A 22,737-nucleotide genomic window follows, 5' to 3' on the forward strand; every position below is an offset into this window, starting at 1 on the left:
CGGGATAACTTCTAGCCTTTTTTCTTTGACACTCTCCAATGTAAGAAGTCTCTGCATAATTATCTAATATTTGGAAATAGTAACTGGTACACAGGTGGACCTGTGTTTAGTTAGAAGGGATCAGATGCTATGTCTAAAATACTATCGGTTGCAGAAGCGCATCCTCCTCATGTCATTAACCAAGAACAAGCCATTCATTTTGCAAGAGGGATGTTCCAGCATGCTTATAAAAACATTGATCGATTATTGGAAGCTTTTCAAAATGGTCAAATTGAAAAGAGACACTTTGTAAAAGACTTGGAATGGTATAAGGAGAAACGCACCTTCTCTGAAAAGAATAATGAATTTATACATGCAGCTGTTGAACTGGGGAGCCAAGCAATAACAAACTGTCTAACGAATCCAGATTTTCTAAAAAAAGATATTCCCTACCATGAAATTGATATGATTATAACCATTTGTACAACAGGATTAGCGACGCCTAGTATTGAAGCAAGGATTATGAATCAACTCCCTTTTTCACCTCATACAAAAAGAGTGCCAATTTGGGGTTTGGGTTGTGCCGGTGGTGCAAGTGGACTAGCAAGAGCCCATGAATACTGTATGGCATACCCTGAAGCTAAGGTTTTAGTTTTAACCATAGAGCTTTGCAGTCTAACATTTCAACCAAATGATTTATCTAAAAGTAACTTAATAGGGACTTCTCTATTCGCAGATGGAGTCGCATGTGCTCTAGTTGTCGGAGAGCAGGTTTGCTTAGATGAATTTTGTAAAATGGCGGTTCTCCCAGAGATAGTCGGTGTCCAAACTACTTTAATGGAGGACTCACTTGATGTAATGGGCTGGGAAGTGAAAAATGAGGGTCTTTATGTTGTGTTCTCAAAGAGCATACCTAACATTGTGCAAAAGTGGCTACGACCAAATATAGATAGCTTCCTACAAAAATATGATTTAGACCTACATAAAATCGAGCATTTTGTTGCACACCCAGGGGGCCGTAAAGTTTTGGAGGCTTACGAAGAAGCACTTTCTTTCGATCAAAGTAAAACGGCAGTATCCCGAGAGGTATTAAAAGAGTTTGGTAATATGTCTTCCGCTACTGTACTCTATGTCTTGAATCGAATCATGAATAGGGATACCCAGAGGAATCAATGGGGGATTGGGACTGCATTAGGGCCAGGTTTTAGCTCCGAATTACTATTATTAAAGTGGGTGGAGGTATGAGTTTATTTTGGGCTGTGTTCGTTTTTTTGATTTTTCAACGCTTGGTTGAATTACGAATCGCCAAAAGAAATGAAATATGGATGAAGCAACAGGGGGCCATTGAGTTTGGAAAAGAACACTATGGATTGATGGTTGCCATGCACATTGCATTCTTTGTCTCACTGATGTTAGAAGTTATTTTATTCAAAGATACAGCAAATCAATATTGGCCAGTTATTCTGGGATTATTTATAATCACCCAAGCTTTTCGAGTTTGGATCATAAAGAGTTTACAACGGTATTGGAACACAAAGATACTAGTGATTCCAAATGCGAAAGTAATCAAAAGTGGACCTTATCGTTGGATGAAGCACCCGAACTATTTGGTTGTAACTGTGGAGTTACTGCTGATTCCTCTCCTTTTTAATGCTTATTTAACCCTATGTCTTTTTTTTGTTTTGAACCAAATTATTCTTTCCATTCGAATTCCACAAGAAGAGGCGATTTTATCCCAATGGACTGAATATGGAACAGAATTTGAAGAACATGCACGATTTATTCCTTCATTGAGTAAAAAAGAATAAAAGACTACAAAGCAGCTATTATGAAAACTAGCTGCTTTTTCTATTAGGATATTTTGTATACTTTGTTACTGTTAGACAATTGGATGGTTATATCAACAAAGGAAGTTGATTTCCGCTGCAGGTGCTTGCTTTCCGCGGGCGGTCCGGGAGCCTCCTCGTCGCTAACGCTCCTGCGGGGTCTCCCATGTCCCTTCCTCCCGCAGGAGTCAAGCACCTTCCGCTCCAATCAACTGTAGTTGAACGATATGTGCAAGAAACAACACCCTTTACGAAAATGGGCTTCTTTTTAATGGGATCTATGTTAAATATCTTGGCACATCTTCTAATTTATGTGAGAATAAATAAGTAAAACTTATAGAAATCGGGAGACTTCGAGATGAGAACTTCTGCGTATCAAACCAATTTGTTTTCACAATATTCCACTCCATTGGATCGCTTATCAAAATTAGCAATGGAGCAGCAAAATGAAAAAATGGTCTTTCAATTGAATGGTCTGATGGACCGTTTAGAGGATCAAAAATTATATATTGCCTTTTGTGGGCATTATTCAGCAGGTAAGTCTAGCCTTTTAAATCAAATGTTTCATAAAAATATTCTTCCATCAAGCCCCATTCCAACTAGTGCAAATACTGTGAAAATGAGTAATGGGCAAGAAGAGAAGGCCATAATTAGTTATAAAAATGGATCAACTTTTGAGCAACAGCCTTTAGATTTTGATGAGGTCAAACGTTTATGTAAAAACGGTGATGAGGTACTAGAAGTTGAGATTCAAACCCCTTATCCAGAACATGTACCTCATGATTTAGTATTTTTTGATACTCCGGGTATTGATTCAACGGATGATGCCCACCAGTTAGCAACTGAAGGAATGCTCCATTTAGCAGACCTTGTTTTTTATATGGTAGATTATCACCATGTACAATCTGATATCAATTTACAATTTATTAAACAGCTAAACAGACAAGGTAAGAAGGTATGTTTAATCGTCAACCAAATCGATAAGCATTCCGAAGATGAAATTCGTTTTGACGAGTTTAAGCAATCTACGAGTAGGGCTTTCGAAAATGGTGGAGCTAAGCTAGAGCGGTTATTCTTTACATCTATAAAAGATATGGAACATCCTAACAATGAGTGGAACCAGCTTCAAACATATTTGGAATCCATTGAAAGAGTAAAAGAAGAATGGCTTCTTAATAGTTTTCAATCAATTCTTATGCATTTAACCCAAGAATGGGAACAATACATTGATTCAAGCTTCAATGAGCAGATTGAACCCTTACAAGCACAACTAGGTGGCAGCTCAGTCGAGCAGCTGAACAGTCAATTAGAAAAATTAAAACAACAATCTGAGCAATTAAAAGTAGAGAACAATGAAATTAGAAATAATTTTGAAACAAGTCTTTCTAAAATGCTTCATAACAGTTACTTGATGGACTTTGAAACAAGAGATCTTGCTAATTCTTACTTGGAATCATTACAAGATGGTTTTAAAGTGGGAATGTTGTTTTCAAAGAAAAAAACGCAGGAAGAGAAAGATCAGAGAGAAGAAGTTTTTTATAACAAATTAAAAGAGCAAGCCCAAACTCAATTTGAATGGCATTTGAAGCAATTAGCCCAATCAACCGTAACACATACGGCTGCGGACTCCACGGAGTTAAAAGCACTATCTCAACAGTTACACTGTGAACTCCCTAAAGAAGTTCTAATAGAAACGTATAAAGCAGGGGCTTCTTTAACAGGGCAGTACCTTCTACAGTACTCACGTGACTTGGAAAATGAAGTGAAGAAAATTGTACAAAAGGAAGCTAGAAGGTTCATAGAACAATTACTCAAGTATCAAGAAGAAAAGAATAAGACAAAGAACAGTGAAATCCAGAAGGAAATAAAACAAATAACTGAAGAGTTGAATTTGCTTTCAAAAATTGAAAAGATCCAAGAGAAAAAATCCGCACTGGTATGGCAATGGCAAAATGAAATGGAAACGACCAGTGAGATGGATGAACAAACATGGGACCAGTCTAAAGAATTGGTTCGTACTTGGTTGGTCCAGCATCAAAGTCAACAAAAAGTAGTTACAACTCATGAAAAGAAAACGGAAATCACAGATAAAACTGTAGAACAAGTAACAGAAGCTAACAGATCAGATAAAGCTGTGGAAACAACAAAAAATGATTCTTCGTTACATGAGGTTGCAGAAATTTTCAGGCAATTACCGTCACTACAAAAAGTGGCTGATTCTATTCAGAATAAGGCGAATCGATTGGATTCACATACATTCACAGTCACTCTTTTTGGAGCGTTTAGTGCAGGGAAATCTTCCTTTATTAACGGATTATTAGGCGAGAAGATATTGCCTTCCTCTCCAAATCCGATGACGGCTGCACTTACTGAGATAAAGGCACCTCCAACAAAAGAAGAACACCTATCATTACGTGTACATTACAAAACAGACGCAGAAATGGTAGAAGAATTAAGTGATCTTATCCAAATAGAAGGAGAAGTTACGACAGAAACCATTTGGAAAAGCGCTAGTAAAACTCAAACAGGGCAACAGCATCCATTCCTAAAGGCTTTTGTAAAAGGCTATGAGGAAAGGAAAGATAAGCTTGGGAATATTGAGTCTTCAACGTTTGATCAATTGCCGATGCTTGCAGCAGAAGAATCTGTGTCCTGTTTTATTAAAAGAATTGAGTTATTCCTAGATCATCCTTTGACCAATTTAGGCATGACTTTAGTAGATACACCGGGATCCGATTCATTAAATACACGACACACCGGTGTTGCCTTTGAGCACATTAAAAATTCAGATGCCATTATATATGTAACCTATTACCACCACGCATTCGGAAAGGCAGACCGTGAATTTTTAATCCAGCTAGGGCGAGTAAAGGATGCTTTTAGCCTTGATAAAATGTTTTTCGTGGTAAATGCTGCGGACCTAGCAGACAGTGAAGAAGAGCGTGAAGAGGTAGTTGACTACGTAAAAGATCAACTTTTAGGTTATGGCTTACGTCATCCTAGACTTTTCCCGGTTTCAAGTTTAAACCGACTCATGAATCAAACCAATGAGGACTCTGCAAAAGTTTGGGATGGATTCAATAAGTTTGAAGACTCCTTTCTCCCATTCGTTGAGCATGACCTGAAACAAGTAACAAGACAGAGTGCATGGAAAGAAGTTGAACGAGGAATCAACATTTTGCAGTCATATGTGGATCTGCAAAATAAGAGTGAACTTGAGAAAGAAGAAGCGAAACGAAATCTTCAAGATCAAGAAGCGAATATTATTGAGAAGCTTAAGATTACGGACTTCAAATTATATGAATCTAGGTTAGAACAAGAAACGCGCGAGCTGGTTCATTATGTAAAAGAACGTGTTCGGTTACGTGCTCGAGATTTCTTTAAAGAATCTTTCCATCCATCTCGCCTGCAAGATGATTCTGGGAAAGTGAAGGAAAAACTTCAACAAGCGCTACAAGAGTGGTTAGAGTTGATGAGCTTTGATTTGATTCAAGAATTACGAGCAACCTCATTGCGTCTAGAAGTATTTGTAAATCAATTAAAAGATGATTACTATCGGGAAGTCGGCCAACGCATTAGGCAAGTCATAGATATTCCGTTCGCTGAACCCGAGGAAGTTAAAATTGATACGCCTGATATTACTAGCTTACAGAATAATTTAAGTTCTGTTTCGTTTCAGTCAGCGTTACAAGTATATAAAAATGCAAAATCGTTTTTTGAAAAAAATGAAAAAGAAAAGATGTTAGAAAGGTTACTTGAAATGATCCAACAACCTTTAACAGAGTATTCGCTTGAAAAAGAGTCAGAGCTTTTCAGTCAATATAGTCAGCAACTTTTAAATGGACTTTCGCATATATCTTCAGCTATGGAAGAAGAAGCAAAGCAATATATAGCGGGACAGATTGAAGCGTTAAGTTCCGATGGAGATGTGAGACAGGAACAGCTATTGGAACAATTAAGAAACTTGAGCTGAGGGGAAAAGGAGTGGAGTGCTAATGATTCAAAAATCATCTAATCTATTTGTGGAAGCAAGAGATTTGTTTAAAATGATAGAAAATCAAGAGTCTATTACGGTTTTAGATTGTCGTTTTGATTTAAAAGACCCGGAAGCCGGTAAAGCATGGTTTCGTGAATCCCATATTCTTCATGCACAGTATATGGACCTTGAACAAGACCTATCAGGGAAAGTAGAAAAGCATGGGGGCAGGCACCCACTCCCTTCCGTTAGCGAGCTAGAGGAACTGTTTCAAATTAAGGGTGTATCAAAGGACAAACCTGTAGTTGTGTATGATCAAGGTAAGGCACCCTTCGCAGCTCGTTGTTATTGGACATTAAAGTTTCTCGGCCATCCAAATGTATACATCTTACAAGGGGGCTATACAGATTGGATCCAGGAACAATACCCAATAACAGGTCAACCAACTGCCGTCTCAAGAGGAGATTTTACTGCTCATATTCAAAAAGAAATGGTTGCGAACTATGAGGATGTTAAAAGCCTAATCGAAACAAATTCAGGAGTCTTGGTAGATTCTAGAGAGCTCGTGCGCTACCAAGGGAAGGAAGAACCCATTGATAAAAAGGCAGGAAGAATACCATCGTCACATCATTATTTTTGGTTAGATGTATTTACTGGTAATCGTTACAAATCGAGCGATGACTTAATTCAACAGTATCAGGCAATTCAGCAGGATCAACCGATTGTGGTTTATTGTGGTAGTGGTGTTACAGCTGCTCCAAATGTTGTAGCACTGTACCATGCAGGCTATAAACATGTTAAACTGTATATTGGTAGTTTTAGTGATTGGATCTCATATGAAGACTCAATCATTGCTACTGGGGATAAGAATCTAAAATAAAGGTGTGTAACGATGAGCAAGCAACGACTTTTAATTGTAGATGGAATGGCATTATTATTTCGTTCATTTTTTGCAACTTCTGTTTTTAATCAATATTTCTTTAACGAAAGAGGAATCCCTACAAATGCTGTAAGTGGTTTTGTTAAACACGTTAAAGCAGCAATTAGCCAATTTAATCCTAGTCATGTATCGATTTGCTGGGATACACCTAGTAAGACATTTAGACATGACTTGTATACAGAATACAAGGGAAATCGCTCTGCACCGCCTGAAGAAATGGTTCCGCAGTTTGATTTAGCTCAGCAAGTTGCTGACCAACTTGGTTTCCATAACATTAAGGTTGAGGGTTATGAAGCGGACGATTGTATTGGAGCTTTAGCAACTATGTATCGCGACCAATGTGAAGTCCATGTTGTAACGGGGGATAAGGATTTACTTCAACTTTTACATGATGATGTAGAAATACATCTTCTTCAAAAGGGAATTGGTTCCTATGACAGATGGACAAAAGCGAGGTTCTTAGAGGAAATGACTTTACATCCAGACCAATGGTCACAAGTAAAAGCCTTTATGGGTGATCCTAGTGATGGATATCCGGGTGTAAAAGGAATTGGAGAGAAAACAGCGCTTAAGATTATGACCACTTATGGGTCCATTGAAGCTGTATTAGAAAATTTAGATAAACTGACTCCTTCTTGGAAAAAGAAGATTGAGGCAGACCGTGAACAACTTCTCTTGTCTTATGAGTTAGCGAAGATTAACTGTGAAGTACCATTAACGTGTGAGCTTGAACAATTATTGTACGAGTTAAACAATGAGCAGTGGCGAGCAACCTTAACGACATTTGATATTAGAGGTATTTCTGCGCTATTGACCCAGATAGAAGAAGAGTTTGCGGGATAAGAATAAGATGAAAAGGACCTTTAGTGTAAAGGTCCTTCTTTTATTTTGAGGGATTTATTAAATTTTAGTATTGCTTCTTCTAGCTCTATCTTCTAGCTTACTTTTAGGGTTTTCTGAAGCATCTTGACCATATCCTTGAGGGTTCACTCCAGGGGCAGCCTTACCTCGATTTCGATTATTGTTTTTACTCATATCGTCTCACCTCCAGCCCTAGTTTGTCCAAATTGACGAAATGTATCGATTATTGTCGTAAATGCATCGCAATTTTGCTTTGAATACAGTACAATAAAAGTAACATTTCAAAAAAATGGTGAGTGCTAGTGAAAACAGTTGGAGATTATATATCATTCCTTGAAGAGAAGGGTTTTAAACTCGGTGAAGATGCCATTTCCTTTATTTTCTTTGGTAAACAATTTACAAAGGCATCAGACCAACTAGTCATTTGGGCTATTGAGTGGACATTAAAGATTAAACAAAACTTTGATGGTAGTTTTTATTTGCTTTTATTAGAACGGATAGTAGAAGAAAATATTCAAACAAAGCGTGAATTACTTTCATTTTTAGACCGAACCGGCTTAAGTGCGTAAAAGAAAAGTCCACCTCATAGACCGAGGTGGACTTTTTCCTATGATTGAACAGGTACTTGTGGCTTTGATTTACTAGGTAATTCAGCTAGGATCATAGAACTAAAAATAAGTAAGCTTCCTAATCCTGCAGCTAGTGACAATGTTTCACCAAGCGCAATAAAGGATGTTAAAGCAGCAAATACAGGTTCAAAAGCAAATATAATGGCAACTCGAGTTGCTGAAGTATATCGTTGTACTTTAGTCTGAATAAAAAACGCTAACGCAGTTGCTAATAAGGCAGTAACAAATAATGCAAATATAACGTCCGGTTGAAAAATATAAGTCGGATTTAATGCCTTTTGCCAGTCTTCTAAGAAAAAGGCCGTCCCCATTGAAAGTATCCCAACAGTGAAAATTTGTACAATGGTTAAAAGAGTTGCATCTAATGTAGATGAGAACTTCCCTGTCACTATAATATGAAGAGCAAAACCAAAAGCACAAATAAGAACAAAGAAATCACCTAAATTAAAACCTTCTCCTCCAGCCATGGTCATCATGTATAAACCGGATATGGAAAGAAGGCAAGAGATCCATACGATTAGCCTAGGCAATTGCTTAAATAAAAGTAGGGAAAAAAGCGGGACTAATACAACACTTAAGCCCGTTATAAAAGCAGCTTTAGACGAGGTGGTATATACTAAACCTATTGTTTGAAAACCATAACCAATAAATAAGAATGCCCCCATAATCATCCCAGAGAAAAGGACAGTTTTTTTATTTTCAATTTTTTTGAGTCTAAATTTTAGTAAGACTGGGATTAGCATAACGATTCCTGCTAGTAGAAACCGAACTCCATTGAAAGTAAATGGTGGTAAAAACGCTATAGCATTTTGAACAATGACAAAGGTAGTTCCCCAGATGAAGGCCACAAGTAAAAGCCACACGTCGGCTAAACGATTCTTGCTATTCATGATTGTCTCCTCTTTCTGTTTTTCTAATGCCTTCTTTTGCTAGTCTGTCAGCATTGCTATTTTCTTTACTAGGAATCCACTTCACAAAACAAAGTGGGAGCTTGGATTGGATCTCGACACATTCCTTTAATAAATGTTCAAATTTTTTATTTTTAACAAAACCTTTATCCATTGCATTTGCAACTAATTGTGAATCAGTCCGAATAGATATAATGGAATCCTTTTTATGTTGGCACAGATTCAAAGCATGAACTAATGCTTTGAACTCAGCTTCATGATTACTCATTACACCAAGAGGGATCGAGTATTCTTCGACCATTTTTCCATTTTTTATAAATATACCAGCACCACTTGGACCAGGGTCACCTTTTGAGGCACCATCAATATAAACTTCTAGCATGTATCCGGCTCCTTGTCATTCGGTTTAGGACTTTTAATATTATACATGTTAATGTTCTCATTGAACATGCAAAATGCTTATGTCTAAATAAGGGAGAGTTAGAGAAAATATAGGTAAGAGGAAATGGATAACGGTAATCAACTTCCACTGTCCATTTTGAATGTGATATAAGGGGGCTCTTTGATGAATGTTAAAATACAATTTAGATACCATTCCAAGGAAAAAATTACATTTGAATCAGAATGGGTTTCATTAGATAATGCGAACAAGATTATAAAAGATTTACAAGGAACTGCTAAGGTAAATGAAATCCAAATTATAGATGAGAAAGGTCAAGAGTGGTCACCTAAAGAAGCGAAAAAGCTAATGGCAGTTACTGAAAATGAACCTAAACAAATCAGACTTTATTTTGATGCAAGTTTTCATAAAGAAACCGGTGAAACAGGGGTGGGGTACGTCCTTTATTACAAAAAAGGTGAGAACGAAGTACGTCTTCGCAGAAGCCGAAAATTAGAACAGATTGAGCATAGTTCTGAGGCTGAATATATTGCTCTTTATCATGTGTTTGATTTAATTGAGGAAGAGGAATTAAACGGAATGGATTGTATCATACATGGTGACGCGAAAGGAGCAATTATGCAACTGTTAGGCGAGTGGCCGTGTTATGATGATTATCTAAATAGATGGTTGGATCGAATTGAAGAACGTGCAAAAAGGCTTAAATTAAACCCGACCTATAAATATATAGAGAGAAAGCAAAATATAGAGGCTCATCGGCTAGCCAAAAAGGGGATGGAAGGAGTCGAACAAGATAGTCGTTTGGAACGCGATGGAGAGGGGGAAATTCTTTGAATCGGAAAGTAATCTTTGAGGAACTAGAGGAAATTATGACTACATACTGTGAAGGTTGCTTTGTATATAAAACCTTAAGAAAAGAAAAAGGAAAAACATTTGCCCATAGGTTCTGTATTTCAAAGTGTACAGTCGGGGAGAAGATACAGAAATACGGAAAAAAACTACAGTAGACTCAGAAACCTCCGGTGTTTTTGAGTTTTTTATTTAAACACAAAAAAAGAGGCTGTTTACACAGCCTCAGCTCATTTTAAATTTATAGTTTAGTCACGTTTGCAGCTTGAGGTCCACGATTTCCTTCAACGATTTCAAAAGAAACTTCTTGACCTTCTTCTAAGCTCTTGTAACCATCGCCTTGGATTGCAGTGAAGTGTACGAATACATCGTCTCCACCTTCAACTTCGATAAATCCAAAACCTTTTTCGTTGTTAAACCATTTTACTTTACCGTTTTGCATGTAATTAAATCCTCCTAAACCGTGTGCACATATCGTGCATGAAAATAAATTATCATCAACCTGAAAGTGGTACTCAATTCAGTTTAATGATGATTTAAATATACACAATCCAAAGTTCGGAGTCAAGGAAGTCAGAATATTATTTTTTACTAGAAAAACCAGTCAAATACAGGGATAAACTTTTACTTTTTGGGTAATAAAGACTGATTTAAGAAAAAAACAGTTGACAGAAATTTGTCATGAGTTAAAATTTGGTCTAAGGAAACTCTTGTGAATAAGAACAAAAAATATAAACATGAGAAAAAAGTGTGAACAAACGAAAAACTTCCGCATAAAATCTAAGTAATCAAAATTTTTTAAACTAAAAGTTGCGTGGGGTAAACTTTTTTGTGTGGAGGAAATAGGAGAGGGGAGTTAAAAATGAATCCTGCTGTCAAAGTAAATAATTTATGTATTTCGTATCATGGGAAGATAGCTGTAAAGGATATCAAATTAACGATTGATCAGGGGAAAATGGTAGGGATAATTGGTCCTAACGGTGCCGGAAAATCGACCTTACTTAAGGCTATGTTAAATATCATTCCGGCTGATTGCGGTGAAATTGAGTTTTTTGGGAAGTCATTAAAGGACCATAGAAAATCCATTGCTTATGTCCCTCAAAGAAGCAATATTGATTGGGACTTTCCAATAAGCGTATTTGACACTGTGTTATTAGGAACTTATCCAAATTTAGGTGTTTTTAAAAAGCCCAAGAAAAAGGAAAAAGAGTGGGCTCTTGAGTGTCTGCAGCGGGTTGGTCTGGAAGAATACCGTGATCGTCAAATAGGAGAATTATCAGGTGGACAACAACAACGTGTATTTTTAGCAAGAGCCCTTGCTCAAAAGTCGGAGTTTCTGTTCCTTGACGAGCCATTTGTTGGGGTTGATGTAGTCAGTGAAAAGTTGATTATCTCAATCCTGAAAGAATTAAAAGAAAGTGGTAAGACGATATTGGTGGTCCATCATGATTTGAGTAAGGTTAATGAATACTTCGAACAGCTTATTTTATTGAATAAAGAACTAATTAGTTTTGGGGAAGTGGATCGAGTTTTTAGAACGGATATTTTAACCAAGGCTTATTCCGATCAGTTTTCGTTTTTAAAGGGAATGGGGGTGGCAAAATAAATGTCTTTTTTTGAAGCGGTTATTCAATATGAATTCTTGCAAAAGGCTCTACTTACATCTACGATGGTCGGGATTATATGCGGGATAGTGGGCTGTTTCATCATTTTAAGAGGAATGGCTTTAATGGGGGATGCCATATCACATGCAGTTTTACCAGGAGTGGCGATTGCGTATATGCTAGGCGTTCACTTTTTTATTGGAGCTGTTATTTCTGGAGTGCTGACTGCTATGGGAATCGGGTTCATCAGCCAAAATAGTCGGATTAAACATGATATTTCAATCGGGATTATGTTTACCGCAGCTTTTGCACTTGGTATTATCCTAATCACGCTCATGAAGAGCAGTACAGATTTATATCATATTTTATTCGGTAACGTTCTAGCCGTTAGATCTTCTGATATGTGGACGACTATGGGAATTGGTGTTGTCGTTCTATTCTCTATTTATTTGTTTTATAAAGAACTGTTGGTTTCATCCTTTGATCCTACGATGGCAGGAGCTTATGGATTGCCAATTAGACTAATTCATTACTTTTTGATGACACTACTTACCTTAGTTACGGTAGCCTCCTTACAAACAGTAGGTATTGTGTTAGTGGTAGCCATGCTTATTACGCCAGCTGCAACGGCTTATCTGTTAACAGATCGATTATCCACTATGCTCTTTCTAGCGGCAGGATTTGGAGTAATAGCATCCATAATAGGTTTGTTCTTTAGCTTTACGTATAACTTGGCGTCTGGTGCCACAATCGTATTGGTTTCAACTTTCTTGTTTCTAGTGGCCTTTACCTTTTCCCCAAAACAAGGGGTAGTCATTCGTGCTATAAGAACAAGAAAGACAAAAAGAATACAGCTATCTTGAACGGGAGGAATAACTTTGAAAACTTTTTGGAAATTGATGTTCGCGACTGTTGTTTCGCTTTTTCTAATTGTTGGATGTAGTAAGTCTGGAGACTCAGGCGGGAAAAAGGGTGATCATTTACAAGTTGTTACAACATATTCAATCTTGTTCGATATTGTAAGCAATATTGGGGGAGATTTAGTGGAAGTCCATAGTTTGGCACCAATTGGATCAAACCCTCATGAGTATGACCCATTACCACTTGATGTTCAAAAAACAACGGATGCAGATGCTGTTTTTTATAATGGCTTAAATCTAGAGGCAGGAAATGCATGGTTTGAGAAATTATTGGAGACTGCCGGAAAATCTGATGATGATAGTCCGGTATTCAGATTAAGTGAAGGTGTCGAACCCATGTATTTAACGTCAGATGGGAATGAAGGTGAAGAAGATCCACATGCATGGTTAGATATACAAAATGGTATACGATATGCTGAAAATGCAAGGGATGCTTTAGTGAAAGTAGACCCAGAAAATGCTGAAATTTATGAAGAAAACGCAGAAAAATATATAGAAGAGTTGAGGAAGTTGCATGAAGAGGCATTGGAACGTTTCGGCCAAATTCCTAAAGAAGAAAGATATTTAGTAACCAGTGAGGGAGCGTTTAAATATTTCTCAAAAGCTTATGATTTTGAGGCGGGTTATATTTGGGAAATTAACGCTGAAAATCAAGGGACACCTGAACAAGTAACTCAGGTTGTTGATTTAATTCGTTCTAGAAATATTCCTGTCTTATTTGTAGAAACCAGTATAGATCCCCGTAGTATGGAAATGGTATCTAATGAAACCGGTGTTGCTATTGGCGGGAAGCTTTTCACAGATTCACTTGGTAAGCCAGGAGAAGATGGGGATACCTACATTAAGATGATGAAGTGGAATATCGACGTAATATTGGAAAACTTACTACAGGAATAGTAATGAACATTTCTAGTTGAATTAAATGTGAGTGAGCTCCAACTTTCTTGCCACCTACAAAAACGTATAGTAAACTTTACTTACTGTAAAATTCTTGTGGAAAGAGTTGGAGAAATCGGAATGCCTACCCCTAGTATGGAAGATTATATAGAGCAAATCTATTTATTAACTGAACAAAAAGGATATGCAAGAGTTTCTGATATTGCGGAGTCTCTCTCAGTGCATCCTTCTTCAGTGACGAAGATGGTACAGAAGCTCGATAAAGATGAATTTCTAATTTATGAAAAATATAGAGGCTTGGTCCTAACCGCCAAAGGAAAAAAATTAGGAAAAAGGTTAGTGGAACGCCATGAATTATTAGAGCAATTTTTGCGTATCATTGGTGTGAAAGAAGAGAACATTTATGGGGATGTAGAAGGGATTGAACACCACTTAAGCTGGAATTCAATCGACCGAATAGGTGATCTCGTTCAATATTTTGAAGAGAATAAACAAAGAGTTGAAGAACTAAAGCAGGTCCAAGATGATAATAACAACTGAGAATTAAAAAGCCAGGCTGCTATAACGAGCGAGCCTGGCTTTATTATTTTTTTAGAATGGTGGCAGTTCATTGAGTGTATTTGTATCCATTGAAACAGCGTGAATTCTTGGTAAAGATTGCTCATTTGGCAAAACATCATAACCAGATAAAATACCTTGTTCAATCTCCTGAACTGCTTTCCGATAAGAGATAATTCTTCCTGTATTCGTTTGGAAATTCATAATCTCACCGTAATGGTTCTTCTGAACGCCAATTAAGTACTCATTTTCCATCCTACATTCACCCTCTTTTTGAACTCTTTTAAGTAAGTTTACCTCTATTATTGCCACAATTTGTTATATTTATAGTAAGAACGTTAACGGGGTGTATTTTTTATGAATTTTAACTGGCAGGATGAAACAAGAGTTAAATGGAATCAAATGACACAATTTTGGAGCGAAAAAAGTGAGGATATGTGGGAACGGGGTAGCAGGAAAGAAATAATCCCCTTTATGGAGACCTTTATAAAGCCTAATGGATTTATAGGTGATTTAGGGTGTGGAGATGGATACGGCTCATTTCTCCTTTATCAAAAAGGATTTACGGTTATTGGACTCGATATTGCTGAAGATATGATCGAGAAAGCAAAGGAAAGACAAATAGAAGGAAGCCTGACTTTTGTACAAGGTTCTATGTCATCAACCCCATTTGAAGACGAGCAATTCGATGCTGTAATGGCTATCAATTCACTTGAATGGAATGAATCGCCATTGGGAACTTTAAATGAATTAAGAAGAATCACTACAGAATATGCCTGTATCGGGATTCTAGGGCCAACTGCTGCTCCAAGAATCAATAGCTACTCGAGATTATATGACAAGCCGGCAATTTGTAACACCATAATGCCCTGGGAATTCTCTCAGCTAGCAACAGAAAATGGTTGGGAAATAGTAGGAAACCTTCCAGTATATAAAAGGGAAGTAAAAAAAGAATTTGTTGAACAATTACCCATGATACTAAAACAGGCAAACTCATTTATGTGGGTGTTTATGCTTAGAAAAACAAAAGGGTGAGAATTATGTTTGACCCAACAGCTTATGAAAACATTAAAGTGATTTTAGAAGGTGCTGTCTATGATTACGATTTAGAAGGACAGATTACGGTTTTAGATCGTAATGATACGTTTAATTTATCTAAACTCACTAGAACATATACAATCCAATTTTCTTTAAATGCAATGCAAACACCATGTGATTTAATGATTACACTCTCAACTCTCGATTTATATAAAGAAATTGCTTTAAACCAAGAAGAAGTAGGGTGCAAGATTCAAGTTGGTGTTCATATATATGAGGATGAGGTTCCATTACAAAAGTTGAAAGCACAAATGATTAGTGTTTGGGGTGCCCGGGACATAGACATTAAGACGGAATACTCCCTAAACGGAGATAAAACAACAAACATTGTGGAAATCGATTTTGATAGGTTAATTAAAGAGGACGATGTAGATGATGTGGTTGCCTTAGTGGACCATTGCATCCATACTTTACAGATATTATCCCAAGGGTGAGAAGATTCAAAATTTTCTTTGCATACCTTTTTAATAATAGCTACTATGGAAGTAGGATGGGAAACTATCCTGCTTTTTTCATGGAAGAACTAGGGGGGCCAATAATGACACATACTAAACACATTACATTTGTTGAATATAGTGAGAAATACGCTGGCCAAGTTGCTCAAATGTGGAATGAGAGTCGGGATAGCTGGGGTGGGGATCAAACCGTTAAAACAGCAGAATATATCCAGACTAGTGAAGCTAATTCAGGTAACATAACTACTTTTTTAGCCTTGGATGAACAGAAGGTGGTGGGATACTGTGGACTTTCCGAATATCGGGATGATACAGGTGCTTTATACATCCCATTGCTGAATGTTCATCCAGATTATCATGGGCAGAGGTTAGGTAAGCAACTTGTTTTTAAAGCGATTGAGAAAACCATTGAGTTAGGATGGCCACGACTTGATTTATATACCTGGCCAGGAAATACAAAAGCGGTACCACTATATAAAAAATGCGGTTTCTTTTGGGAGGACCGAGATGACCGTACCCATTTATTGAATTTTATGCCAACAGTAATGAATCACCCTTTATCGAAAACATTTTTTGAAGAAAATAATTGGTATTCTTCATTAAGACGGTCGTTAGAAGTGAAACCAGATGGTCGTAAGGAGAATGGGTTTACATATTTCACTTATCATTTTGAGGGGGGACATGGTAAGAGTATTGACTGTGACTTTGAATTAACCGGTCGCTCTTTACGTTCAATAAATACGAACGATTATTGCTTTGAACTTTCTCTTCCAAACCACGAGTTAATTGAAGGAGAAAAATATGAAGCTACTTTAAGGGTAGTCAATAAAAAAGGCGTTCCACTCTCTTGTAAACTATCAACTTCTGAAACAGAGAGAATAAAAGGTGCCACTTCTAATGAATATGATATAAAAATGGGAGAGAGTATTTATCATCTTCCTTTCCAATTAAAAAAGACTGAACTTGGGGAGCCTACTAAAGGAAAGTCGCATCCACTTTATGCTGTTCATATAGAGATTGATGGAATTGAATTTACACTAAGCGTAGGTGTAAAACCAAAGCAAGCTGCGAAGTTAAAAACCACGTTAAAGAATACGTATAGCAAGCCAGGTTCAACTTCAACATTGTATGCAGAAATTGAAAGTTTCTTAGATTATGACTCTACATTCGATATTATCCCGATTGCAGATGAAAGCATAGATTATCCGCTGAAATCGATACAAGTGTCTGTTGAAAGAAAAGGAGTAAAGGTAGTAGAGATTCCTTGTGTAATTAAAAAACCTGGAATACACAGTGAAAGATGGATTATTAAAACAAATAACCCGAATCAACCTGTCAATCAGTTTTCTAATAAGCAATCAATATGGATTCCAGGAGTCGGTTCGATTGGGTTTGGCGAAACGGATGATGAATGGAGTATTGGCAACGGGTTTACAAGGGTTATTCTGCACAAGGAAACTAACCTAGTTGAGGTAAAGAGATCAGGTCAAAAAGAAGGCTTTACTCACTTTCGATTTCCTTTGATTGGAAAACCATATTCTAGTGAACTGTCAAAAAAGAGAGCAGAAGTTAGCTTCGAAGTTAAAAATGGGTATGTTCAATTGAATGCTTCCTATAATGTGACTACACACCCTGGTCTACAAATATGTTCGGTTTTCACCTTGAAACAAGACGGGTTACTAGAGTATTCAATCAAGTTAGATAACAATGGTGAAGAAGTCTACAAGGACCTGTTTATTGATCAGAATTTCTATCACAGTTTAACAAAGACTACCACCGCACTAGACGGAGAAATCATATTGTTGGATGAGCCAAAGGAAACGGAATTTGTGAATATAGATTTTAATAAATTTTCAGAGCCTTGGTTGTTCACAGAGTACAAACCATACCATTATGGGATCTCTTGGCCAAAGGAAGCATATGCCTTTTTCCAGGGGTGGCTGTTCCATTTAGAGCATACAGTCAAGCTATTGAAACCTAACGAGTCGATCATCTTAGAACCAATCACAGTAGCAGCCGGTACGTTCCAGAGCTGGGAAGAATTTCGTAGCTATACCATAGGGCAAGATGTAACGGAGGAGTTAGCGTATCAAGAAGGCTTCCGTATTTATCCAGGGGACCATAACCCTGTTATGCGAAGCGAAGAAATCAACTTGCACCTACAATCATCGCAACTTTTATCTGTATCTGGACGTGCACAGGTAAAATACGAAGAAAAGATCCTAAGTGAAAAAAAGCTAAATGATAAGCAAGTGTTAAGTAACGAATTTAAAATTGATACATCTTATTTTAAAGTAGGGCTTAATAAAGTAAAGGGGGAGCTTATTTCCCCTAGTCGAGACATAGAGGCATCCATTCATCTATTAAAGATGGATATAAAGGATCGTGTAAAAACAGTTATTGAAAAAGAAGAAAATCATACGGTTTGGAATTCCGAAAATGGTCCACTTAAATGGGCAGGTGCACCTACATTCTTTCCAGGAGTCCATTCATTAAAATTGGATGGTACAGAGTGGTTGGCAACTTCATATCCAACTAGTTCACCTAAACTATGGTGGAATCCATGGAGTGGAGGTATTCGACATCAGATACAAGGAATATCAAACTTTTCTGTTGCTAAAGAACATTCAGTTATGGACGAAGTAGTAGTACTCGATCAGCATTCGAATGAGTGGACTGGTTTAAAAGTAACCACAAATTTTGTTCATCACCTTGAATGGAAGGGACTACAATTTACTCAGTATTTTGTTAGTCTTCCAGGTGTTCCTATTATCGCAGTGTTTGCCAGTCTTCAACATCCAACGAAATGGATTCATGATGTAAACATTATGCAGGTTGCTAATTTCCTAACGGAGAATGGATTGGATCCAACTGTTTCCTATGAGGAAAATAGGAAAAGATACACGTATCGTGGTGGAATCGATGAACATGTCGTTAGCCGACCAAATAGCACCTGTTGTGACCGGCTTCAACTTCAGGGAAGAAAGGGTTATTTGCAATTCCTTGACCCTGATGTATCAAACGTACATGAATGGTATTTGCATAAAGAGGTCACGCAACGTGCTGTACAGCAAAAGGTTTCCGCATACTCTGGAGAAAAAGTGTATACACGACCACACTTTTATATTAGTCATCCACATCCAATTGTAAAAACATCACTAACTTTATTGAATACACTTAGCCTAAAGGAAGAGGGTAGTCATGAAAATAATTGACGCACACATGCATTTTTCAAATATAAAATCCTTTAAGGAAACAGCCCTGCATAGTAGCTATGTAGATTATAGTGGGAAAGGTATAGTGAAAGAATACAAGGAAGCAAATGTGGTATTAGGCATAGGCATGGGATTAACTGAGACTGATGGTCTCGGTTTTCCTGACCCTGAGGCAAACAGCCCAATGGGTTTAGATTTAGAGCCTGAAGTTCCTTCTAATTTGACTGTATGTCTGGGAATAAACCCATATCATTTAAGTAAGCAAGCGTTAAGAAACATAGAAGAACAGATTCAGGCAAAAGAAGTGGTAGGATTTAAGATTTATTTAGGGTATTATCCTTTCTATGCTTATGATCCTGTGTATGCTCCAATCTATGATTTAGCATCCGTATACAAACTTCCTGTGGTTTACCATACTGGAGATACATATTCGGAGCGGGGGCTTTTAAAATATTCACACCCGCTAACCATTGATGAAGTAGCCGTAAAATATAGAAACGTTAATTTTATGATGGCTCATTTAGGCGATCCGTGGGTATTAACAGCAGCTGAAGTGGTATACAAAAACTCAAATGTATATGCAGACTTATCAGGATGGATTGTAGGAACAGATAAGGATCTTGAGAGACATCAAGAAGGTCGTTTTCTAGATCATATTAGACATGCACTTGTTTATTGTGATCACTATGAAAAACTCCTATTTGGAACAGATTGGCCACTTATTCCTGTTAAGCCTTACATTGATTTTATCGGAAATTTAATTCCTGAAAAATATCACGAGGATGTTTTTTATAATACGGCTTTAAAGGTTTTTCCTAAAATCTCAAAACTTATTTAATCACAGTGAAAACATGTACATATACATTTATAAACAATACTGTAGGGGGAGTAGCTTTGAAAAAGATTGCTTGGGTAACAGATAGTACCATGTATTTAGATCATCAGCTTAAGGAAGATCCAGATTTGTATGTTCTACCAATGACCATTTTTATGGATGAAAAAGAATATCAGGATGGGGTAGACCTTACACCAGAGGAGTTTTATGCGAGATTAGAAACCACAACCACTATTCCTAAAACCTCTCAGCCTTCAGTTGGAGTATTTCATGCCTTATATGAAAAGTTAGCCGAGAACTATGATGCTATTATCTCCATTCATATTTCGGGGAAGTTGAGTGGAACGGTTTCATCAAGTGAGCAAGCAGCACAAATGACGGATATTCCTGTCTATACGATTGATTCAGAAATTTTGACCTATCCTTTAACAGCTTTATTGAAATACGGGAAAAAGCTTCTTTCACAAGGGATGGAAATTGAAGAAGTGGTTGATAACATTAATAAGATGAAAAAGAGTTCTGAGACTTTTGTCATAGTTGGTAGTTTAGAGCAGCTGCATCGTAGTGGTCGTTTAAAAGGGTTGTCCTTTTATTTAGGAAGTATGCTAGATGTGAAACCGATTATTCGAATTAAAGAAGGAGCTCTAGAAATAAAAGAAAAGGTACGGGGTGTTAAGAAAGCTAAACAAGCACTCACTAAATATTTTCAAAAATCCTATGAAAACCATCCTATCTCAGAAGCCTATATTGTTTATGGGCTAGATGATAGTGAAGCCACAATGTGGGCTAAAACACTGAAAGAACTTTATCCTGAGACATCCTTTTCTGCTTATCCATTAGGTGCAGTAATTGGAGTGCATGCAGGGAAAAATACACTAGGGATATGCTGGTTTAACGATACGGAAGGTGTTTTGTAACTGTGAATGACCTGTTAATTTTGGAGGAAAAAATAAAGGAATTGTTTTTACATGAGGCTACTGGACATGATTGGTATCATATTGATCGAGTCAGAAAGGTAGCTCTCTTCCTTTGTGAACAAGAAGGTGGGAACCCGAAAATTGTAGAGGCAGCTGCTCTTTTACATGATGTGCCAGATGAAAAGTTGAATCCAAGCAAGCAAGCTGGAGAAAAAAGGTTTTATCAGGTCCTATCGGAAATCCCTTTTACGAAAACAGAAAGAGAAGAAATTGAGGGAATCGTTTTTAGCATTTCGTTTAAAGGTGGAAATGAAGCTACTTTAACGAATCTTAATGCAAAGATTGTTCGAGATGCCGATAGGCTTGATGCAATGGGAGCTATTGGTGTGGCCCGAACCTTTGCTTATGGAGGGAGTAATGGCCAGCCTTTATACAACCCTAATTTGAAAGTAAGAGATGAAATGTCTGAGGAAGAGTATAGAAATCAGCCCTCCTCCTCCATACATCATTTTTATGAAAAACTACTCAAACTAAAAGGTTTAATGACAACAGAGTCTGGTAGGCGACTAGCAGAAGAAAGACACCAATTTATGGAACAATTCCTTGAACAGTTTTTCTTGGAATGGCAGTTGGGTCAAGGCTCTAAACAAGATACCTAAAAGAAAATATGATACACTAGGGTTAGAAAAAAAGAGAAGGAGTGTTCTAGTCTTATGAACATTCAATCGATTGAACCAACACCAAGTCCAAATACGATGAAAATTATTTTGGATCAAGAATTACCTGCTGGTAAAAGTAACAATTATAAAAAAGAGCAAGCTGATGGGGCTCCCTCCGTTATAAAGGAAATTTTAAACATTGACGGAGTGAAGGGTGTTTACCACGTTGCTGACTTTATTGCAGTAGAACGTAATGCAAAGTTTGACTGGCAACAAATATTGCCTCAAGTTAGACAAGCATTTGGTGAAAAAGCAGAACAGACTGAACATCAAGTAAAAGCAGATGAACACTTTGGAGAAGTGAACGCGCAGGTCCTTACCTTTAAAGGAATTCCAGTCCAGCTAAAGCTTCATGACGGAAACGAAGAAAAACGGTACCAAATGCCTGATGAATATGTTCATGCCACGACAGATGCACAGTTAGAAGGAGAAAACTATGTTTTCCTAAGAAAGTGGAAGGACTTGGGTATCAGATATGGAGATATGGATACAATTGCTAGTGAGGTTATTGAAGAGCTAAAAGCAGCTTATCCTAAAGAACGACTAGCAGAGTTAGTGAAGGCTGCACAAAATCCTAATACAGATGAAAAGAAACAAAGGAAGCAAAAAATTAAAGTAACTGTGGAAATGCTAAATGATGAAGACTGGAGAAAGAGATATCAAGTTTTGGAACAGATGGAAGATCCAACGCTTGAAGATTTACCAGTTTTAGAAAAAGCATTACAGGATGAAAAAGCTTCAATAAGAAGGCTAGCTGTTGTGTATTTAGGAATGATAGAAGATCCGAAAGTACTACCCTATTTATATCAAGGTTTACAAGATAAAATTGTAACGGTAAGGAGAACGGCTGGGGATTGCCTTTCAGATTTAGGTTTTAAAGAAGCCAGTGAAGAAATGCAAAACGCCCTAAAAGATAAGTCAAAACTAGTAAGATGGCGAGCGGCAATGTTCCTTTATGAAGAGGGAGATGAGTCCGCCTTATCTGCTTTAAAAGAAGCCGAAAATGATCCAGAGTTTGAAGTGGCTCTACAAGTTAAAATGGCCATTGAAAGAATTGAAGGTGGAGAGAAGGCTAAGGGGTCTGTTTGGAAACAAATGACAGAAGCAAGAAAACAATAGCTAAAAGGTTAACTAGAAAGAAAGGGCGTGTC

At 37.3% G+C, this 22,737-nt stretch carries 24 protein-coding genes; 19 read left to right on the forward strand and 5 right to left on the reverse strand.

Annotation, left to right across the window (positions count from 1 at the left end; translation table 11 throughout):
- Positions 1–129: 129 nt before the first annotated feature.
- The 5 genes from ABDZ91_RS21690 (at position 130) to ABDZ91_RS21710 (ending at position 7,564) form a co-directional block, all read left to right on the forward strand.
- Positions 130–1,224: a type III polyketide synthase gene (locus ABDZ91_RS21690; protein WP_343804085.1), complete on the forward strand. Its 1,095-nt coding sequence runs from the start codon at positions 130–132 to the stop codon at positions 1,222–1,224.
- Entirely contained in the window at positions 1,221–1,787 is a 567-nt protein-coding gene (locus tag ABDZ91_RS21695) for an isoprenylcysteine carboxyl methyltransferase family protein (RefSeq protein ID WP_343804088.1), read from the forward strand. The genes ABDZ91_RS21690 and ABDZ91_RS21695 overlap by 4 nt, the downstream gene beginning before the upstream one ends.
- A gap of 376 nt (positions 1,788–2,163) precedes the next feature.
- Positions 2,164–5,778: a dynamin family protein gene (locus tag ABDZ91_RS21700; RefSeq protein WP_343804091.1), complete on the forward strand. Its 3,615-nt coding sequence runs from the start codon at positions 2,164–2,166 to the stop codon at positions 5,776–5,778.
- Between the two features lie 22 nt (positions 5,779–5,800).
- Positions 5,801–6,661, forward strand: a complete 861-nt coding sequence (locus tag ABDZ91_RS21705) for a sulfurtransferase (protein WP_343804094.1) — start codon at positions 5,801–5,803, stop codon at positions 6,659–6,661.
- Between the two features lie 12 nt (positions 6,662–6,673).
- Positions 6,674–7,564 carry a 5'-3' exonuclease gene (locus tag ABDZ91_RS21710; protein WP_343804098.1) on the forward strand — a complete coding sequence of 297 codons (891 nt, stop codon included), beginning with the start codon at positions 6,674–6,676 and terminating at the stop codon, positions 7,562–7,564.
- Positions 7,565–7,621: 57 nt separating this feature from the next.
- Here the strand turns inward: ABDZ91_RS21710 and ABDZ91_RS21715 are convergent, their stop codons facing one another.
- On the reverse strand, positions 7,622–7,756 hold the full coding sequence (locus tag ABDZ91_RS21715) for a small, acid-soluble spore protein L (RefSeq protein ID WP_343804101.1): 135 nt from the start codon (positions 7,754–7,756) through the stop codon (positions 7,622–7,624).
- A 128-nt stretch (positions 7,757–7,884) separates the two neighbouring features.
- Here ABDZ91_RS21715 and ABDZ91_RS21720 point away from each other — a divergent pair, with 128 nt between their 5' ends.
- Positions 7,885–8,151, forward strand: coding sequence for a DUF6123 family protein (locus ABDZ91_RS21720; protein WP_343804104.1), 267 nt, complete (start codon positions 7,885–7,887; stop codon positions 8,149–8,151).
- Between the two features lie 38 nt (positions 8,152–8,189).
- On the opposite strand, the gene ABDZ91_RS21725 is transcribed toward ABDZ91_RS21720, so the two are convergent.
- Both ABDZ91_RS21725 and ABDZ91_RS21730 read right to left on the reverse strand, forming a co-directional pair.
- Positions 8,190–9,101 (reverse strand): DMT family transporter, encoded by a 912-nt coding sequence (locus ABDZ91_RS21725; protein ID WP_343804107.1) that lies wholly within the window; start codon positions 9,099–9,101, stop codon positions 8,190–8,192.
- On the reverse strand, positions 9,094–9,501 hold the full coding sequence (locus ABDZ91_RS21730) for an RNase H family protein (protein ID WP_343804110.1): 408 nt from the start codon (positions 9,499–9,501) through the stop codon (positions 9,094–9,096). The genes ABDZ91_RS21725 and ABDZ91_RS21730 overlap by 8 nt, the downstream gene beginning before the upstream one ends.
- Before the next feature lie 183 nt (positions 9,502–9,684).
- On the opposite strand from ABDZ91_RS21730, the gene ABDZ91_RS21735 reads away from it, so the two are divergent.
- Both ABDZ91_RS21735 and ABDZ91_RS21740 read left to right on the forward strand, forming a co-directional pair.
- Positions 9,685–10,353, forward strand: coding sequence for a reverse transcriptase-like protein (locus ABDZ91_RS21735; RefSeq protein WP_343804113.1), 669 nt, complete (start codon positions 9,685–9,687; stop codon positions 10,351–10,353).
- Positions 10,350–10,526 (forward strand): zinc-finger domain-containing protein, encoded by a 177-nt coding sequence (locus tag ABDZ91_RS21740; protein WP_343804116.1) that lies wholly within the window; start codon positions 10,350–10,352, stop codon positions 10,524–10,526. Before ABDZ91_RS21735 ends, ABDZ91_RS21740 begins: the two co-directional genes overlap by 4 nt.
- A gap of 83 nt (positions 10,527–10,609) precedes the next feature.
- Here ABDZ91_RS21740 and cspD read toward each other — a convergent pair whose 3' ends face one another.
- Positions 10,610–10,810 carry a cold-shock protein CspD gene (cspD, locus tag ABDZ91_RS21745; RefSeq protein ID WP_046590248.1) on the reverse strand — a complete coding sequence of 67 codons (201 nt, stop codon included), beginning with the start codon at positions 10,808–10,810 and terminating at the stop codon, positions 10,610–10,612.
- 420 nt (positions 10,811–11,230) lie between these two features.
- On the opposite strand from cspD, the gene ABDZ91_RS21750 reads away from it, so the two are divergent.
- The 4 genes from ABDZ91_RS21750 (at position 11,231) to mntR (ending at position 14,329) form a co-directional block, all read left to right on the forward strand.
- A complete protein-coding gene (locus ABDZ91_RS21750) occupies positions 11,231–11,974 on the forward strand; it encodes a metal ABC transporter ATP-binding protein (protein ID WP_343804136.1) in 744 nt (247 codons plus the stop codon).
- Positions 11,975–12,835 carry a metal ABC transporter permease gene (locus tag ABDZ91_RS21755; RefSeq protein ID WP_343804139.1) on the forward strand — a complete coding sequence of 287 codons (861 nt, stop codon included), beginning with the start codon at positions 11,975–11,977 and terminating at the stop codon, positions 12,833–12,835. It abuts the gene before it with no gap.
- 15 nt (positions 12,836–12,850) lie between these two features.
- Complete coding sequence (locus ABDZ91_RS21760; protein WP_343804142.1) at positions 12,851–13,789, forward strand: metal ABC transporter substrate-binding protein; 939 nt, start codon at positions 12,851–12,853, stop codon at positions 13,787–13,789.
- A 120-nt stretch (positions 13,790–13,909) separates the two neighbouring features.
- The gene (gene mntR, locus ABDZ91_RS21765) at positions 13,910–14,329 is read left to right on the forward strand and encodes a transcriptional regulator MntR (protein WP_343804145.1); all 420 of its coding nucleotides are present in this window, start codon (positions 13,910–13,912) and stop codon (positions 14,327–14,329) included.
- 51 nt (positions 14,330–14,380) lie between these two features.
- Here mntR and ABDZ91_RS21770 read toward each other — a convergent pair whose 3' ends face one another.
- Positions 14,381–14,602: a DUF3892 domain-containing protein gene (locus ABDZ91_RS21770; protein WP_343804148.1), complete on the reverse strand. Its 222-nt coding sequence runs from the start codon at positions 14,600–14,602 to the stop codon at positions 14,381–14,383.
- 102 nt (positions 14,603–14,704) lie between these two features.
- Here ABDZ91_RS21770 and ABDZ91_RS21775 point away from each other — a divergent pair, with 102 nt between their 5' ends.
- From ABDZ91_RS21775 to ABDZ91_RS21805, 7 genes are all read left to right on the forward strand, one after another.
- Positions 14,705–15,382: a methyltransferase domain-containing protein gene (locus ABDZ91_RS21775; RefSeq protein ID WP_343804151.1), complete on the forward strand. Its 678-nt coding sequence runs from the start codon at positions 14,705–14,707 to the stop codon at positions 15,380–15,382.
- A gap of 5 nt (positions 15,383–15,387) precedes the next feature.
- Complete coding sequence (locus tag ABDZ91_RS21780) at positions 15,388–15,879, forward strand: hypothetical protein (protein WP_343804154.1); 492 nt, start codon at positions 15,388–15,390, stop codon at positions 15,877–15,879.
- A 104-nt stretch (positions 15,880–15,983) separates the two neighbouring features.
- Positions 15,984–19,115 carry a GNAT family N-acetyltransferase gene (locus ABDZ91_RS21785; protein WP_343804157.1) on the forward strand — a complete coding sequence of 1,044 codons (3,132 nt, stop codon included), beginning with the start codon at positions 15,984–15,986 and terminating at the stop codon, positions 19,113–19,115.
- A complete protein-coding gene (locus tag ABDZ91_RS21790; protein WP_343804160.1) occupies positions 19,102–19,953 on the forward strand; it encodes an amidohydrolase family protein in 852 nt (283 codons plus the stop codon). The genes ABDZ91_RS21785 and ABDZ91_RS21790 overlap by 14 nt, the downstream gene beginning before the upstream one ends.
- Positions 19,954–20,009: 56 nt before the next feature.
- Positions 20,010–20,867 carry a DegV family protein gene (locus ABDZ91_RS21795; RefSeq protein ID WP_343804163.1) on the forward strand — a complete coding sequence of 286 codons (858 nt, stop codon included), beginning with the start codon at positions 20,010–20,012 and terminating at the stop codon, positions 20,865–20,867.
- A 2-nt stretch (positions 20,868–20,869) separates the two neighbouring features.
- Positions 20,870–21,526 carry an HD domain-containing protein gene (locus ABDZ91_RS21800; protein ID WP_343804166.1) on the forward strand — a complete coding sequence of 219 codons (657 nt, stop codon included), beginning with the start codon at positions 20,870–20,872 and terminating at the stop codon, positions 21,524–21,526.
- Positions 21,527–21,580: 54 nt separating this feature from the next.
- A complete protein-coding gene (locus ABDZ91_RS21805; protein ID WP_343804168.1) occupies positions 21,581–22,705 on the forward strand; it encodes a conserved virulence factor C family protein in 1,125 nt (374 codons plus the stop codon).
- The last annotated feature ends 32 nt before the right edge of the window (positions 22,706–22,737 follow it).

This window comes from Bacillus carboniphilus, assembly GCF_039522365.1.
In the GTDB taxonomy this organism is placed as follows: domain Bacteria; phylum Bacillota; class Bacilli; order Bacillales; family JC228; genus Bacillus_BF; species Bacillus_BF carboniphilus.